General features: G+C 52.9%; 14 protein-coding genes and 1 pseudogene. 7 read left to right on the forward strand and 8 right to left on the reverse strand.

The window, feature by feature from the left end:
* Positions 1 to 14: 14 nt before the first annotated feature.
* The 5 genes from D8U73_RS14830 (at position 15) to D8U73_RS14850 (ending at position 4719) form a co-directional block, all read left to right on the forward strand.
* Positions 15 to 689: a DUF3313 domain-containing protein gene (locus D8U73_RS14830; protein ID WP_130904909.1), complete on the forward strand. Its 675-nt coding sequence runs from the start codon at positions 15 to 17 to the stop codon at positions 687 to 689.
* A gap of 119 nt (positions 690 to 808) precedes the next feature.
* Positions 809 to 1810: an HAD family hydrolase gene (locus D8U73_RS14835; RefSeq protein WP_130904910.1), complete on the forward strand. Its 1002-nt coding sequence runs from the start codon at positions 809 to 811 to the stop codon at positions 1808 to 1810.
* A gap of 138 nt (positions 1811 to 1948) precedes the next feature.
* A complete protein-coding gene (locus tag D8U73_RS14840) occupies positions 1949 to 2731 on the forward strand; it encodes a transporter (RefSeq protein WP_241667751.1) in 783 nt (260 codons plus the stop codon).
* Between the two features lie 43 nt (positions 2732 to 2774).
* Positions 2775 to 4043, forward strand: a complete 1269-nt coding sequence (locus tag D8U73_RS14845) for an outer membrane protein transport protein (protein ID WP_130904912.1) — start codon at positions 2775 to 2777, stop codon at positions 4041 to 4043.
* A 217-nt stretch (positions 4044 to 4260) separates the two neighbouring features.
* Entirely contained in the window at positions 4261 to 4719 is a 459-nt protein-coding gene (locus D8U73_RS14850; RefSeq protein WP_130904913.1) for a glycine zipper 2TM domain-containing protein, read from the forward strand.
* Positions 4720 to 5154: 435 nt separating this feature from the next.
* On the opposite strand, the gene D8U73_RS14855 is transcribed toward D8U73_RS14850, so the two are convergent.
* From D8U73_RS14855 to D8U73_RS14865, 3 genes are all read right to left on the reverse strand, one after another.
* On the reverse strand, positions 5155 to 5439 hold the full coding sequence (locus D8U73_RS14855) for a hypothetical protein (protein ID WP_130904914.1): 285 nt from the start codon (positions 5437 to 5439) through the stop codon (positions 5155 to 5157).
* Entirely contained in the window at positions 5439 to 5843 is a 405-nt protein-coding gene (locus tag D8U73_RS14860) for a hypothetical protein (protein ID WP_130904915.1), read from the reverse strand. Before D8U73_RS14860 ends, D8U73_RS14855 begins: the two co-directional genes overlap by 1 nt.
* A gap of 305 nt (positions 5844 to 6148) precedes the next feature.
* The gene (locus D8U73_RS14865) at positions 6149 to 7123 is read right to left on the reverse strand and encodes a LysR family transcriptional regulator (protein WP_130904916.1); all 975 of its coding nucleotides are present in this window, start codon (positions 7121 to 7123) and stop codon (positions 6149 to 6151) included.
* A gap of 155 nt (positions 7124 to 7278) precedes the next feature.
* Here D8U73_RS14865 and D8U73_RS14870 point away from each other — a divergent pair, with 155 nt between their 5' ends.
* Entirely contained in the window at positions 7279 to 9312 is a 2034-nt protein-coding gene (locus D8U73_RS14870; protein WP_130904917.1) for an alkyl sulfatase dimerization domain-containing protein, read from the forward strand.
* Positions 9313 to 9426: 114 nt separating this feature from the next.
* Here D8U73_RS14870 and D8U73_RS14875 read toward each other — a convergent pair whose 3' ends face one another.
* Positions 9427 to 10488 carry an AraC family transcriptional regulator gene (locus D8U73_RS14875; RefSeq protein ID WP_241667750.1) on the reverse strand — a complete coding sequence of 354 codons (1062 nt, stop codon included), beginning with the start codon at positions 10486 to 10488 and terminating at the stop codon, positions 9427 to 9429.
* Between the two features lie 61 nt (positions 10489 to 10549).
* On the opposite strand from D8U73_RS14875, the gene D8U73_RS14880 reads away from it, so the two are divergent.
* On the forward strand, positions 10550 to 12136 hold the full coding sequence (locus D8U73_RS14880; protein WP_130904931.1) for a choline dehydrogenase: 1587 nt from the start codon (positions 10550 to 10552) through the stop codon (positions 12134 to 12136).
* A gap of 142 nt (positions 12137 to 12278) precedes the next feature.
* Here D8U73_RS14880 and D8U73_RS14885 read toward each other — a convergent pair whose 3' ends face one another.
* From D8U73_RS14885 to D8U73_RS29515, 4 genes and pseudogenes are all read right to left on the reverse strand, one after another.
* Complete coding sequence (locus D8U73_RS14885) at positions 12279 to 12905, reverse strand: response regulator transcription factor (RefSeq protein WP_130904918.1); 627 nt, start codon at positions 12903 to 12905, stop codon at positions 12279 to 12281.
* A 480-nt stretch (positions 12906 to 13385) separates the two neighbouring features.
* The gene (locus D8U73_RS14890) at positions 13386 to 14345 is read right to left on the reverse strand and encodes an HlyD family secretion protein (protein ID WP_130904919.1); all 960 of its coding nucleotides are present in this window, start codon (positions 14343 to 14345) and stop codon (positions 13386 to 13388) included.
* A 1-nt stretch (position 14346) separates the two neighbouring features.
* On the reverse strand, positions 14347 to 14715 hold the full coding sequence (locus D8U73_RS14895) for a DUF3302 domain-containing protein (protein ID WP_130904920.1): 369 nt from the start codon (positions 14713 to 14715) through the stop codon (positions 14347 to 14349).
* A 298-nt stretch (positions 14716 to 15013) separates the two neighbouring features.
* Positions 15014 to 16251 (reverse strand): annotated as a pseudogene (locus D8U73_RS29515) (hypothetical protein); the annotation flags it as partial.

Here is a 16251-nt window from a genome sequence, read left to right on the forward strand (position 1 = left end):
GCCGGGAGCATCAAATGAAGATTGCCTATCAATGGTTTGTCGGTGTGCTGGTAAGTAGTTTGCTGGTCACAGGATGCACTTCGAAAATAACTGAAAGAGATCAGTTTTCAGGTTTTCTAACCAACTATGACGATCTACAGCCGGTGAAGTCGGCCAGCGGCCACCCGGTATTGCGCTGGGTTTCGCCTGATTTCAAGCCGGCAGGTTATGACACTGTGGTGTTCGACCGTCTACAAATCTTTTTAGCCATTAAGCCGACTGAGCGGGTCAACCTGCAAACGCTGCAGCAGATTCAATCATTCAGCAGTGACAGCGTGAAAGAGGTGCTCAAACAGACCTATCGCGTCGTTCCCGATACTCAATCGGTACCACTCGGTGCAAAGGCCATGCTCATGCGCACGGCCATGACAGGTGTTGCTGCGACCAATGAGGGCATGCGTTGGTATGAAGTGGTACCGATCGCTGCCGTGGTCGGTGCTACAGAAGCCGTCACCGGTTACCGCGATCAAAACACTGAGCTGTATATCGAGGTGGAGTTTATAGATCTGGCCACGGGCAAGCCATTGGCCAAGGTCGTACGTAAGGTATTTGGCACGCCTCTGAAAAATAGCACCCAACAAATCACCGTTGATGACTTCAAAGCAGCCATTAGCGAGACGGTGAGCGATCTGAAAACGTTCCTGAAATAACAACTGATGCGCAGGACACCGACCTCCGTCCCACGTAATGGTTGGTCGATGCTCAGCGCCGACCATAAGCGGTGGATGATTTCTGGCCCACGGGCTCACCCGGTTTTAAGGATAAAGTGATGAACCGAACTGTATTAACTCGTCCATTCCTGCGTTGGCTCTGGCTAATCTTATGGTGGCCGTTGCTACTGCAAGCAGCCGAACCATTGCCCTCTTGGCAAGACGGCTCTTCCCGACGCGCCATCATTGAATTTGTCCATGCAGTCACGACCAAAGGCTCCAAGGACTTTGTTGCCCCGGCGGCGCGTATTGCCGTGTTTGATAACGATGGAACGTTATGGAGCGAGCAGCCGGTGTATTTTCAAATGCTGTTCGCTTTAGCTGAGGTCAAACGTTTGGCGCCGCAGCATCCCGAATGGAAAACTCAGCAACCGTTCAAGGCGGTGTTGGAGAACGACATTAAGACCTTGGCTAACAGTGGTAACGAGGGGTGGTTGAAAATTATTTATGCCACTCACACTGGCATTAGCACACAAGCATTTTTGACTAACGTCCGTAACTGGATGGCCCAAGCAGTTCACCCCAAGACTCATAGACCTTACACCGAAATGGTCTACCAACCCATGCTGGAGTTACTCGCTTATCTGCGAGGAAACGGCTTTAAAACCTATATCGTCTCCGGGGGCGAAGTGGCCTTTATGCGCGCTTGGACAGATAAGGTCTATGGCATTCCTCCCGAACAAGTGATCGGCACTTCCTTCTACGGCGAGTACAAATATAACGGTGGCAAGCCGCTGATCATGCGCCTACCTAAAATCGCCCAAAACGACGATGGCCCTGGCAAGCCGGTCAGTATTGAAGCGGTGATTGGTCGTCGTCCGATTTTTGCCTTTGGTAATTCTGACGGTGACCAGCAAATGTTGCAATGGACCGCTGCGGGTACTGGCAAGCGCTTTATGGGTTTAGTGCATCACACGGATGCACAGCGGGAATGGGCCTACGACCGGGACTCGAAAGTCGGCAAGCTTGACAAGGCGTTGGACGAAGCGCTTAGCAGGCATTGGACGGTCGTGGATATGGCTAAGGAGTGGCGCGTCATTTATCCGCCGCAAACGCATTGAGCGCCGAGCGGCGCGTCGTTGTCGGAAGCCCACGGGCTCTGACAGATTTGGCCGCTTCGCTTAGGCCTACTTGGATTTCTCTATCTCCCATCGGGATGAGAGCTGCATATGCGCAAAGGCTATCCATGTGTGTCGCTGATGATGCTGGCGATCAGTTGGTCGCAAACCGGGCTTGCTGACAACCAGGCAGAATTGGCCAAGCAATCGCTTAATCCAGTCGCCGCTCTTTACAGTCTGCCGATTCAGTACAACTGGGATCAAAAACTGGAGCCTGGAAGTGATGGTTATCAAAGCGTCACGAATATCCAGCCGGTTTTGCCTTTTAGCCTCAATGACGAGTGGAGCCTCATTTCCCGCACCATTTTACCGATCGTTGATCAGCATGGCTTGGGCCCGGGTGGGGCCCAAGATTCATCCGGCGTCGGGGATATTACGCAGAGCTTGTTTTTTTCGCCCAAGCAGCCGACTGAAAACGGATGGATTTGGGGGGCTGGTCCCGCGCTGTTACTCCCCTCCGGCAGTGATGAGCGGCTAAGCGCTGAGCAATGGGCGGCCGGCCCCACAGCGGTTGCTCTCAAACAGAGCGATGGCTGGACCCGGGGTATTCTCGCCAATCACCTCTGGACACTGGATAACAGTCCGCCAGATGACAAAAACAAGGTCAATCAAACGTTTGCTCAACCGTTTTTTAGTTACACCACCAAGACCTACACCACCTACGGCATCAATACGGAATCTACATACGATTGGCAGGCCCGTGAATGGTCAGTTCCCATCAACCTTTTCGTGAACCAGTTGTTCAAGGTGAGCCGGCAGCCCATGAGCCTACAGGTCGGGCCGCGATACTGGGTCGAGAGTCCGCGAGATGGTGCTCAAGGTTGGGGATTTCGAGTGGCGTTAACCCTGTTGTTTCCCAAGTAACCTCTATAACCCCCTGCTTTTTTATTGAAAATGGAATTTACCCATGTACATCAGACCCTTAGTTCTGCTTGTTCTCGCTTGGCTTGCGCTATGCAGTTCGCCCGTTTGGGCCGGCGGTATCTTGTTATATGAAATCGGTACCGATAACGCCGGATTGGCTAATGCCGGCGCTGCGGCTCGTGCCCAAGGCCCGTCAACCATTGCGAGCAATCCGGCCGGCATGAGCTATTTATCCGGAACGCAAATCTCCGGCGGTTTGCAGGTGATCTACGGCGATCTGACCTTTGACCGTGATTCTGGTAGCAATGTGTCCGGCAGCGGCAGTGGTAACGCGCTCGACCCACTGCCGAGCGGCAGCTTTTTCATCAGTCATGAGCTTGACGATCATTGGAGCGTAGGCTTTGGAGCTTACGGGGACTTCGGCCTGGCAATCAATTATGACAACGACTGGTCCGGACGTTATTTTGCTCAAAACTCAAGTTTGCTCGGGTTGTCGCTGGTGCCCAGCGTGGCCTATCGCTTTAACGAGCAGTGGTCGGTGGGCCTAGGCGTTAAGGCAATGTACGGTATGCTGCAGGCGCAGACGGCCATTGATCGTTCTCCTTTGGGCGGCAGCGATCGCGCAGATGGTCAATACAAGTACCAGGATGGCACTTGGGGTTATGGCGCCAACGTCGGGGTGATCTATGCCCCGCAACCTGGCACACGCATTGGTCTGGCTTACACCAGTCAAATCGATCTGGACTTCGAAGATCGGCTCGACGTCAAGGGCCAGGGGCCGGTGCTTGATCGGATCAATAATACCAAGACGGAACTCGACTTGAAGGTGCCTCAAACGCTGACCTTGAGCCTGTTCCAGCAATTGAACCGGCAATGGGCCTTATTGGCCTCGGCAAACTGGCAGGACTGGTCGGAATTTGGCGACATTGGCGTGCAGGTCGATACGAGCGCGTTAGGCTCACAATCAACGACCGTGGACGCTGGTTTTAAGGACACTTGGCACCTGTCCCTCGGTGCGCAATACCAAGCCACCGAACAATGGTTATGGAATGTCGGTATGGCCTACGACAGCAGTGCCGTGTCCGATAGCCATCGTAGCGTCATTGTTCCCATGGGTGAATCCTGGCGCCTTGGAACAGGCGCCACTTATGCCTTGAATCGGGACACTGAGGTTAACGTGAGCTGGGCCTTGGTTTGGCTCGGTAACATGCCGGTGGAGCAGAGCAAAACAATATCGGGCAATCAAATCTCCGGGCAATTTGACAAAGCTTGGATTCAAAGCCTGAACACCAACATGACTTGGCGATTTTAAAGTGCCGTTGGGCACGATGCTCCAGATCGCATCGCGCACGGCAGGTACTGTAAACCGGGGGCATCGAACGTCCCTTCGGGACCGTGCCTGACGCAACCACTCATGCGACCCCGTTATCGACATGTGACGGGGAGGCTTTGTCGTCATAACTGCAAATTCATGAAAGAACGCAACAAACCGGTATGACCACTGACGTCCTAGCAAGAGGTGCGTAATGATGAAAATGATTCTGTCTTGGCTGATGATCACTGCATTGACCGTCCTTACCACAGCCTGTTCCACCGTAGGCTCCACCGAAGGCGGTGCGGGTGAAGTGCAAATACGCTCAGGGAAGATCGAGCAAATAATGCTGACCCAAATGCAGACCAATCATGATAGTGGCGTTGGTGCCGTGCTCGGTGGTCTGGGCGGGCTTGGGATTGGCAGCCTGATTGGACGTGGTACCGGACGGGATGTCGCCATGGTTGCCGGCGCACTTGCGGGGGCAGCAGGCGGCAACTATGTCGAGAAGAAAAAGTACGATCAGCCACAAGAGGCCCAGCAGATCATCGTACGGGTTACTAGCGGTGTGTTGGTTTCGATTACTCAGCCGATCAATCCGGCATTGAGTAAGGGTATGAGCGTGTACATCGAAGGCACAGGCAACAATGCTCGAGTTCTACCGCAAGGACAATGAGCTTTTTTTCATCGATCTTGACAACTTCAGCCGTAACAACTGTCCGTTGAAAATCTTTACTCGGTGGGAGGCCCCTCTGCCAGCATTTGAGATTTTTGATACGGTTAGCCAGTGCTCACGAAAGTCGGCCTCCAGTTGAAGATCACCGGCCGTGGGCATCTCTTGATAAGGTGAAGCATGCAGAATTCGAGGGGATAACACGTCAAGTGCTTCCCCTCTGCGGTCCTGACACCGAACTGAAGAAGTCAGTGCAGTAGACTTACCGGTCGGAGTGAGTGTGCAGGATGGGATGCTCACCAGCGAACCGATTTTCTACATAGGCTTTCTAATTGCATGTTAGCGCCAGTTCAGTGGCGGCATGCTCAAGTCTTGAAGACAAACGTTGATGTCAATACTGCAGGCAGATGCGCCTGGCGCTTATGTTGTATACCACGTTTATTGCCAGAGATGGTGGCGTATGTTTTTCATCACGCTTTCAAATTCTGGTGCTTGCAGCTCGGCCAAGGCGATTTGCATGGCTTTAAGTTTGCGTTGGTGGCGCCGTCTTGCATGTCGTTGGCTCTCGTTAGGCTCAACTTTATACTCACAGACGTCTACGTCTTCAAAAATGACCCGCCAGACGGCCAACCCATTAGGATCCTTGGCCAGGGTGGAGAACCATTGTTGCCAATAGTCAGGCCGCTCGTTGTATGAGCGTGCAACTGAATGATTGATCGCCATTAGTCATTCCTCAATGCCATCAGGGTTGAATCAGTTACGATCTGTACGAGCTGTCGGAGTACATCATTAAGAAAAGGCGCCAATTTGTCGTTGCCCAGGGCCACAAGTGCGCGCTGCATGGCAGTCAATTTACGGACCTGTCGTTCGAGGGCGTGACGCGAAGTCTCATCATTGCGGATGTAGCGAGCTCGCACTTCGTGTTCAAGAAGGCCGTCCAAATCCATCTTTAACAGTACAGCGGGTCCTTGTTGGAGTTGTTGGAAATATTCCAACCAATATTCGATTCGCTCCTCATAAGGCGGGCAGACGCCCTGCTGGAAACTCGTGCTCGCTGATAGTGTCTTTTGCGAGGGAAAGGCTCGAACAGTTTTGCGCACTGGCCTGGTAGTAATGGTCTGCATCATGTTACTCCAGCAGCAGAAGGATCCTGCAATAGGCCCAGGTGGTCCCATTGTCGTTCAAAGGAACCTCGGCTCTGCTGCAAGTCCGGTGGGAGGCTCAAGATGTGTCAGTCTAAGAGTCAGGACATTGGCGGAGCTGTAAGGAATTACTGAAGTTGCTAGCTGGTTTGTCGCCTGCGCAATGAGTGACATCCTCCGCGGCCAATGGCTCACTACAGGAGGGGCAGGACGATAGTCATCCAGAGAACGGAACAGGTGAGGTCCGCAGCGATGTCTGGCGTTTCTATTTGGCTATTGGCCTAAGGGCGTTACGGAGTATCACTTGGCAGCCCCATTAAATGGGCCAAATGGCGCTCACGTTGACCGATCTGTTCTTCCATCGTCCGCACTTCCTTCATGTACAGGTGGACCGCAGGCGGCAACGACCGCTCTTTAAGATGGATGAAGCCATAATGAGTCTTCAGCGTCAGATCTTGAAGAGGTAAGGCGACGATTTCACCGGCCACTAACTCCTGCTCAAAGGTCGACAGGTAACCCAACGCCAAAGCATTGCTGTTCTCGACGAAGGCCTTCATTTGCATTGGTACGTTGATCTCAATCGCCGGCACGAAATCCCCATTTGCCACATCGTAAACACCGGCACAGCCCAGGGTAGCCGGCAACAAATGCGAAGCTAGTCGCAGCGGAATGCGCGACGCTACCCAAGGATAATCGAGTGTTTGCGCCACGTTCATAGACAAGCGCTGTGCAAGCAATGGATGCCCGGGGCGACAAAATAATCGGCCCACGTGCTCACCCACCAGTTCGCAGGCGAACTCCTCTCTCCCGCGTAATGCGCTGATCTCGGCAATTCCTAAATCAACCTCTCCGGTAGCAACTTGATGCGCCACATCGGCCCAGCCGCTCACATGCGCGGTGATTTTTATTTGTGGATGGCAGGCATGCAATCGGGCAATGCTAGCAAAACCACTGGTGATGCTTGAATACGGACCAAGCGCTACCTTGAGCGAGCCATTTCCGCCCCGCGCGAGCAAGGCAAGATCACGTCGCAAATCTTCTTCTGCCATCAAGAGATGCTGGCTTTTCTCTCGAAGTAGTTCGCCAAACGCAGTCAACCTAATGCCTTCCCGGCGTCGGTCGAACAAGATGACTCCAAGCTCACGCTCGAGTAATTGGAGGCTTTTACTCAGCGCGGGCTGAGAAACGCCCAAAGCCTTAGCGGCTCGGCCAAAATGGGCATATTCAATCAGCGCTAAAAATTGACGGAGGCGCCAAGGCGTCATCTCATAACCTTTATGTTATTCATTATGGGGAATTTAGAATTTCTCGTTATAAAATGAGTATGTTAATAATCTGCTGCAAGGTCAAGTTGCCGATGTTGATACCCGCGCAAACGGCAGGCTGACGCTTCTAGCAGATTTTTGGCAAAGGAAAACTCATGTTTAGCAAGACCCTCAAAATAGCTTTGGTAATGACTTTTGGCAGTGGCCTCTGCCCTGCTGTCTTCGCTGCCGACACCACGGCTAGTAGTGGTGACTCGACCTCGACTCCGAATGTGCACTTCGACAGCAAAGGTAAAGCACCTTCGTCCTACACCATCGAATTGCAAAATGCAGCGCGACAGTCTCTGCCCTTTGCTGACCAAAGAGACCTGGCAGAGGCTAAAAAAGGGTTTATTGCAGCTCCACCTTATAAACAGATCATGGCCGATGCCGGGAACGTTGCCTGGAATATGGGCAGTTATGATTTTCTCCTAGACGGAAAAGATTACGACAGCATCAACCCTTCGCTTCAGCGTCAAGCTGTCCTCAATATGGCCTATGGGCTATATGAGGTAGTGCCCGGCAAAATCTACCAAGTCCGCGGTTTTGACTTGGCGAACATCACCTTTATCAAAGGCGATACGGGTTGGATCATTTTCGATACCCTGACGTCGAAGGAAACAGCCAGAGCCGCCTTGGCCTTCGTTAATGAGCAGCTGGGCAAGCGTCCAGTGGTTGCCGTCGTATTTTCCCATTCTCATGCTGATCACTTCGGTGGCATTCGCGGCTTGGTCGACGAGGCCGATGTGCGCAGTGGAAAAGTGGCTGTGATTGCCCCCAAAGGGTTTATGGAGCATGCGGTAGCCGAGAACGTCTATGCAGGCACCGCCATGAACCGACGTGCGTTCTTCCAATACGGCATGTTGCTGCCGCATAGCCCTTACGGGCACGTCGATATGGCAATTGGTAAAAATACCGCCATCGGCGATATGGGGTTGATCGAACCCAACCGGTATATCGACAAAGATTTTGAGAATATGACCATTGATGGTGTGCAAATGGAGTTCCAAAACACGCCAGGTACCGAAGCGCCCGCCGAGATGAACACCTGGTTCCCGCAATTTAAGGCATTCTGGGCCGCCGAGAATATTACCGGCACCATTCACAACATCTACACCCTTCGCGGCGCCTTGGTTCGCGATCCACTGGTGTGGTCGAAGAACATCAACAATGCCTTGTATCGTTACGGACAACAGGCTGAGGTTATGTTCGCCGCGCATAGTTGGCCGCGCTGGGGCAGCGAACGGATTCAGGAAGTCATGCGCGCCCAGCGCGATGCGTATGCCAACCTGAACAATGCCGTGCTACATGCCGCCAATCAGGGCGTAACCATCAATGAAATCCACAACGTCTACAAGTTGCCGGAAAGTTTGAAAAACAACTGGGCAACCCATAGCTACCACGGTTCGGAAGAACACAACAGTCGCGCTGTGATCAATCGCTACTTGGGTTACTGGGATGCCAATCCGGCGACGCTGATGCCGCTGTCCCCCAAGGATTCAGCGCCGCTGTATGTCGAGATGATGGGCGGCGCCCAAAAGATTCTGGTCAAGGGCCAAAGCTTGTTCGATCAGGGTAAATACCGCGAAGCCTATGAGATTTTGAATAAATTGGTGTACGCCGAACCGAAAAATAGCCAGGCCAAAGATTTGTTGGCGGACGTCTACGAACAAGTCGGTTATCAGAAGGAAAGCGCCGGAGTGCGCAACAGCTTCCTTGCGGCGGCCTATGAATTACGCCACGGCATGCCTGAGGGGGTACCGCCAAACTCCACCGGTCCTGACATTATCCGCGCCATGAGCACGGAGTTGTGGCTTGAAGACCTAGGTATCCGCTTGGACGGCAGTAAAGTCGCAGACAAACACTTTGTTTTGAATCTTAAAACGCCCGACAACGGTGAGCAGTTTGTCGTTGAGTTGAGCAATTCGACCTTAACCAGCATCAAAGGGCAGCAAGCTAAAAATCCAGACCTGAGCATTACTGTCGATCGATCGGCGCTCGAAGCCTTAATGGCCAACAAGTCCAGCTTTCAGCAGCTTGTCGCAGACGGCAAGGCGCAAGTGGAAGGCGATCGGCAACATCTGAAAATAATGGATGCCATCACGCCGTTTACGCCGGCGTTTGAACTGGTACCTGGCACTAAGCAATAAGCTAGGCACGCCGCGTATTCCGCCTGCTGCAGGCTGAGTCGCGGCGCACTGGGAAACCGCGCCGCCAGCGCACAAGGACGTCGCTGGGGCTCACTCGCTTGAGGTCCCTTTCGATCAGTCATTGGACAGAAGCGGCAATGCCAATAATTGACGCCTCCGTTCGCCAGGCGTCGCCGCAAACCAGCGGCGGGAAGCGCGATTGAACACGCTTTGCTCGCTATAGCCGAGCATTCCGGCAATTTGCGAGATCGGGATACTCTGCTCCTTTAAATAGTAATCGGCGCGCTCACGCCGGATCTTATCGAGTATCTGGTCAAATCGTTGCTGACGCTCGGCAAGTTGGCGTTGCAGGGCGCGCTCGTGAATACCCAGGTGCTGGGCAATAATGGGCAAGCGACACTGTTGGGTCGGTAGCAGACGCGACACCACACGGTGCACTCGACCAATCAAATCAACGGTGCTGTGGCCATGGACGTGTTCAAAATATTGCACCAGTGTTCGGTGTACGTTTGGGTCCTGCGCTTCGATCCCCTGATTCAACTGCTGCTGGGTCATCACCAGCGCATTGCAGCTTTGTCCCGTACACACTTCGGTCTTGAAATAGCGGCGGTAGTGCGCCGTTGGCAGTCCGCTGACCGCGCACAATAAGACTGCCTGAGCCCTAAAGTGGGTGCCACATAGCAGTTTCATCGCCTTGTATGCCACCCCCATGGCCAACTCCAGCATTTGCCGTTGTGGCAATAGACTGGGCAACCGAAGGCCAATGATAAGGCGTGGAGACTGAGCGAGACTCAAATCCAGGTCGAGTTCAATGCCCGAACTGTGGTAACCAATAAAGCGCACAATATCTCTTAACGCATGTTCTACGCTCGCCGAATTGCGAGCCATCACGGCAATCGGCCCAAGCACTTGTAAATTCTGATATTCCGCCATGCGCAGGCCGAAGTCGGAGCAGTTCAATTCACGAGCCGCGTACTCCAATAGTTCGACCAATGAGCGTAGGGGCACTGTGGCGTCCGCTTCCTGAAGGAATTGGGATTGGATGTGAAAGCGCTGCAGCATCTGCGCGGGGTTACCACCCAGCTTGGTCACAAGTTCATGAAAGCCGCAGAAGGAGGTCGTTCGAATAAAAGCGTCCATGTCGGCCAAGATCAATTTTCTGTCGGCAAAGGTCAAGCTTATGTCATGGGCATCGCGAAAAATCCAGGGCGACAACCCACTCCTTGGAAGCCATTTTATGGAATTTGACTACATCATCGTTGGCGCCGGTTCGGCCGGGTGCGTGCTGGCCAACCGTCTTAGTGCTGACCCCAGCATTTCCGTTTGCCTGCTGGAAGTGGGCCCCCAAGACCGCTCACCCTTGGTCCACATGCCCGCCGGTGTGGCGGTCATTCTTCCCACTCGTCATGTTAACTGGGCGTATGACACCGTCCCACAACGCGGTTTGGGCGGGCGTATCGGCTATCAACCACGGGGCAAAGTGTTGGGCGGTAGTAGTTCGATCAACGGCATGGTGTACATCCGTGGTCATCACAGTGACTATGACGACTGGGGCGCGCTGGGCAATGCCGGTTGGTCCTTTGCTAACGTGTTGCCCTACTTTCGCAAAAGTGAGGCGAATCACCGCGGAGCCTGCAATTTTCACGGTGCGGACGGTGAGCTGCATGTCGGCCAGAACGACGTGCATCCGGCCACACAGGCCTTTATTGAAGCAGGACAACAGGCAGGCCATCGCTACAACAGCGACTTCAACGGACTCAACCAAGAAGGGATTGGCGCGTACGATGTGACCATCCGCGATGGTCGACGTTGGAGTACGGCCAGCGCCTTCTTAGCACCGGTGCGCGACTCACGTCACAACCTTACCGTGCTCACCGGTACCCACGCAGAGCGCATTGTGCTGGAAGGCAAACAGGCCACCGGAGTGCAGATCCGCTATAAAGATCGCACCAATATCCTGAAGGCACGCAAAGAGGTGTTGCTCAGTGCCGGTGCGTTTGGTAGTCCGCAATTATTGATGCTCTCGGGCATTGGTGCGCATGCCGAGCTTAAGCCACAAGGTATTCCGGTGCTGCACGAATTGCCCGGTGTCGGCCAGAATTTGCAAGACCATCCGGACCTGGTGCTCTGCTACAAAGCCACTGACAACTCACTGATCGGGTATTCCGTTGCAGGTGGCGTCAAAATAGCTGCGGCTGCGGCCCAGTATTGGATGCACCAGCGTGGTCCACTGGCGAGCAATTTTGCTGAAGGTGGCGCTTTCCTGAAAACCGACGCGGCTTTGGCCCGCCCTGACATCCAGATGCATTCCGTTGTCAGCATGCTCGACGACCATAACCGTAAGCTGCATTGGGGGCATGGCTTTAGCTGCCACGTTTGTGTGTTACGGCCGAAGAGTGTCGGTAGCGTGGGTCTGTTATCGGCCGATCCGAGCGCTGCGCCCCGTATTGATCCCAACTTTTTGGGGCACGAAGACGATGTGCAAACATTGCTCAAGGGGTATCGCATGGCGCGAGAAATCATTGAGCAGCCGGCCTTGGCCCGCTTTGGTCTGCAGAATATGCACCGCATTGATCCCGGCAGCGACGAGCAATTAATCAATCTGCTCCGACGGCGGACCGATTCCATCTATCACCCCGTGGGCACCTGTCGCATGGGCCAAGGCGAGGACGCAGTGGTGGACCATCAATTGCGTGTTCATGGCCTTCACGGGCTAAGGGTTGTGGATGCCTCTATCATGCCCACGCTCATCGGTGGCAACACCAATGCGGCTTCAATCATGATTGCTGAGCGAGCCGCCGAATGGGTCCTGGAGGTGGCTTGAAGCTTACCGTAGATCGCCTGTCTGACACTCGTAAGCTATCTCACGACGCAAGGGAGGAGCGCCGTGCCGCAATGTTTGCAGCAAGGCGCTATTTGCAAGCAAAAAAATTACTAGGTTGCCACAGTGATCGGGTGAGCAAAAATCAAATCACCCGATTACGCCGAGCAAAGTCAACCAACTCGAGAAAGTTAGCGACTTGCAATTTGATAATGAGCCGAGCTTTGTACGTGCTGGCGGTCTTTTCGCTGAGCATCAGCTCCTGGGCGATGTCCTTGACGCGCCGCCCACTGGCCAATTGACGTAGTACCGTCAACTCTCGGTCAGACAGAGACTTCATTAACATCTCTTCGGAGGCCAAGCGTGAAGAGGTATCAACCGAAGAAAAATCTGTGGTTGGAAAAAGGGTATATCCAGCGAGAACAATCTGAACGGCGCTCAACAACTCGGGTAAATCACCGTCCTTGGACACAAATGCGTGTGCGCCGGCTCTGGAGCACCGAATGGCGTATCGCCCCAAATCCAGGCACGAAAATACGATGACCTTCATGCGATCGGATTCGGAACGTAGCCGCTGCAATACACCAAAGCCGTCTAGCCTTGGCAGGTCTATGTCTAGGATCACCAGGTCCGGTGTCAATTGGCGTGCGAGCCTAACCGTCTCCAGTCCGCACGACGCTTCTGCCACTACTTCATGTCCACCCTTTTCAAGTAACAGGCGTACCGCCATTCGAACCACGGCATGATCGTCTGCAATCAATATTCTGGCCAAATCACACTCCCTTTGCGTGAATTCACTCCGTGTGGTGCACCCGTGCTCGCCGGCCAATTCGCATTGGTCATAAACACATGGCTCCACCGCACCGGGTCCGGCGCTTATTTAGACTCTTCGAAATGGGGTGCCAAAACTACACGAAAAAGTGATCTGACTCAGATAACGAGCACGGGGCTGCCGATACGCCCGACAGCTGAGTCGTTGACGTGTTTTAATTAGGCCTTTTTACGAAGAGCCTGCCTGTAGGGAAATCCTTCACCTATTGCTATCCAAATACCTAAGTGACGCTAGCGACCTTATGTTCACCAACCCTAGTTTCTAACCAAAGGGGGTATTACGGCACCACATTCCTACAGGGCGTTTGCGCAGCGTACGCCGATTATGCGTAGTGAGCTCACCCCTGCCTGTGCACGTCACCAAAACCAAGGCCGGCTTTGGCCCCCTACAATTATGCTGCCAAGCAGGCTACTGCCAAGATCAATGGAAAGGAAAAAGATAATTCATCCAAGAGGCCATTCTCAGAAGAATCTTACGCATCACTGCGACATGATGGAAATGCTCGCTGTATAAAGCGGCCTGACCGTAAGCGCCCCCTGGCATTTGTTTGCGATAGGAGGTGAACGCAGGGTCGGTAATTTCGATAACCACCGGGACGCGACCCGGTGGGGTAGCCCCGGGAGAACTAACCAAGGTACTTGATGCTTGGACTTGACCTTCGCCAATGACGGTCAGCACATTTTTGACCTTACCTTGAAAGACCTTACCTGGTAGACCATCAAAGGCGACTTCCGCATCGCTGCCTACGGTCAAGCGTAACAGGCTATTTTGGCGCATCCAGGCCGTGAGGAAATAATCTTCATCCGGTATAAATACCATCAACGGTCGTAATGGAACACGCGTGGCGATCATTCCGGGACGCAGTGACATTTGGGTAACAAACCCATTGGCCGGGGCGCGAATAATCGTATGGTCCAGTTCATATTGCGCCGTATCAAGCTGTGCGCTCAAATCTTCAACGCGCGCTGTAGCCGTATCCAATTCGTGCTCATTGCTAAAGCCGTGTTTGGTCATTGCTTTAATGCGATAAAGATCGCTTTGCGCCGAAACTAATTGAGCCTTGATTGATTTGAGTCGATTTGCGAACGGCACAGGGTCAAGGCGAAACAGCACATCGCCTTTTTTTAGCGGTCGGTTGGTCTGGACGGGGACTTCGATGACTTGACCCGTAACCACGGGCACGATCGGAATGGAGACATAATACGAGCGCGTCACTTCCGAATAAGGGTGGTTATAGTTCATGGTGAAAATCAAACTACCGATGAGGACGATACCGCCTAAAACGGCGGTGGGTACTGTCCATTTGGTCAGCGGAATGCGAAAAATCTTGAACACGGCCACGCAAAAGGCCGAATAAATAAGAACGAGCAGCAGATCCATGTTAATCACTCATGGTCGAATTGACAGCGGCTGGAGTGGTCTCCAGTTGTGAAACCTCCTCAAGTTGAGCAAGCCGTTGATGGAGAGCGTTGACTTGAAGCTCTAAATTCAAAACATGGTTTTGTAAGGAGGCATTATTACTGAAACCCCACCCACGATCCTCTCTGTAGAGAGTGGCCCAAATCCATAAAAACGGCCAAAGCACATGCAAGGTGAAGAGGCTAACCCAGCCGGTAGCATGAATGGCATCTTGATGAGGGTGATTACGATGTTTGGCAATGTCGTAGGGGATGTCGTGCAATACGATTATCCCATAAAACAACACTATGCCAACAAAACATAACAACCCTAAAGCAATATAGTCGAGCATAACAAATCCTAGTGCAAGTTACGAAAAGCCGTGCGGTACGCACTTGTGCATTAGGCAAGCACATGGCGCACTAAAATTCCAATTAAAACGCGGCGAATCTGTGAGCTCCCCACAGACTCACCGCGCTAGTTGTCGCGTGCAATGGTGCTTATCAATAAGCTGTCACATCACTAATGAATCTAGGATGTGTCTGTTTTTGATGCTGTAGATAGATCCGTATGTGTTGTCACTGATTCTGCTGGAGAGTCAGCAGATTTTTTGTTTAGTATAAACACCGGACCAGCTGCTACCTCACGTTTTATAACATAGTTGCTTTCTGGGAAGTCAATCCATTGAGCTCCCCCGTATCTTGACGTGCCGCTTCTACAAAGTTTTTGGGAACGCCCCCGGTTGTTGACTTTCCGTCAAAATCATCAAATACCCCCTTGGATGGGTGATTTTTCATCCCGCCATTCTTTGCAATAGAAGCCGAATCATGCGGCGACGCAACGCTATTGTCCGGCATCGGCGCTACCTTAGCGGTCCGCTTCGGATTCGTCGCCTTAGACGGCTGCGGTGCCTGTGTAGAACCACTATTGTCCGCCAACGGTGCCACTTTCGCTGTCCGCTTTGGAGTGGTTTTCGCAGGCTTAGCCTGAATGTTATTCTTAGCTGTTACTGTCCCCGGCTTGGCGGCGCTGCCACTTGCGTTAGATCCGAACACCGGTGTCTTATACGTGGATTTCGGTGCTGGTGAAGCTTTAAAAGTCGGAGCGTCGTTGTTGGCTACCGGACCCGACGGCGGCTTCGATTGATATTTCACAGAGTATTTGCCGTTTTCTTTTTTAACGTCCAGATAAAGTTTTGTCGACTCACCCACGCCTTTCGGCAGTTCGAGCCCTTTATTCCGTGCACCGGTGTAAATCACCTGGCCATGCAATTTTTCCATATCGCTCGGTTTGCTAATGACGATTGGCGCCCTTGGCTTGCCATTGGCATCCAGATAACCTTTATTGTCTAGATTAATCTTGATTGGATTTTTCTGGAGTTTAGCCAATCCCGCTTTATCGTTGACGTTGACGGCACTCATCGCCTTTTTAACTTCGTTAAATTCTACCGAGTCAAAGTTACGACCTCTGCTTGGACCAGGCTTCGCTGGCACAGCCGGCGGCTTGATCGTCGAATCCACGACGTCCAGATCTATCGGTGTCACAGGTTTCACAGGCTTCACTACTGGTTTTACAGTTGGCTTCACTGGTTGAGGGTTAAGTTTCATCTTCGTCCCCACGACCTCCAGCTTAGGCGGGCTCATATCAATCTCCCACGCAATACCTTTTGGATAGGTTTTGGGTGGTTTTGGGGGAGACATATCAATTTCCCACGCAATGCCTTTTGGATAGGTCTTGGGCGTTACTACAGGAGTCTTTGTTACGACCGGTGGTGTCTCCTGAGGCAAAGGGCTTGTCGGCTTAACCTTGTTACCCGAGCCGCTCGGGATCTTAGTCGGGATACCCAGCTTGATGTCGTTGCCGGCGATCTTCTGATCCTGGTTCACCA

Origin of the sequence: Pseudomonas sp. Sample_22 (genome assembly GCF_004307635.1) — a bacterium.
Lineage (GTDB): Bacteria > Pseudomonadota > Gammaproteobacteria > Pseudomonadales > Pseudomonadaceae > Aquipseudomonas.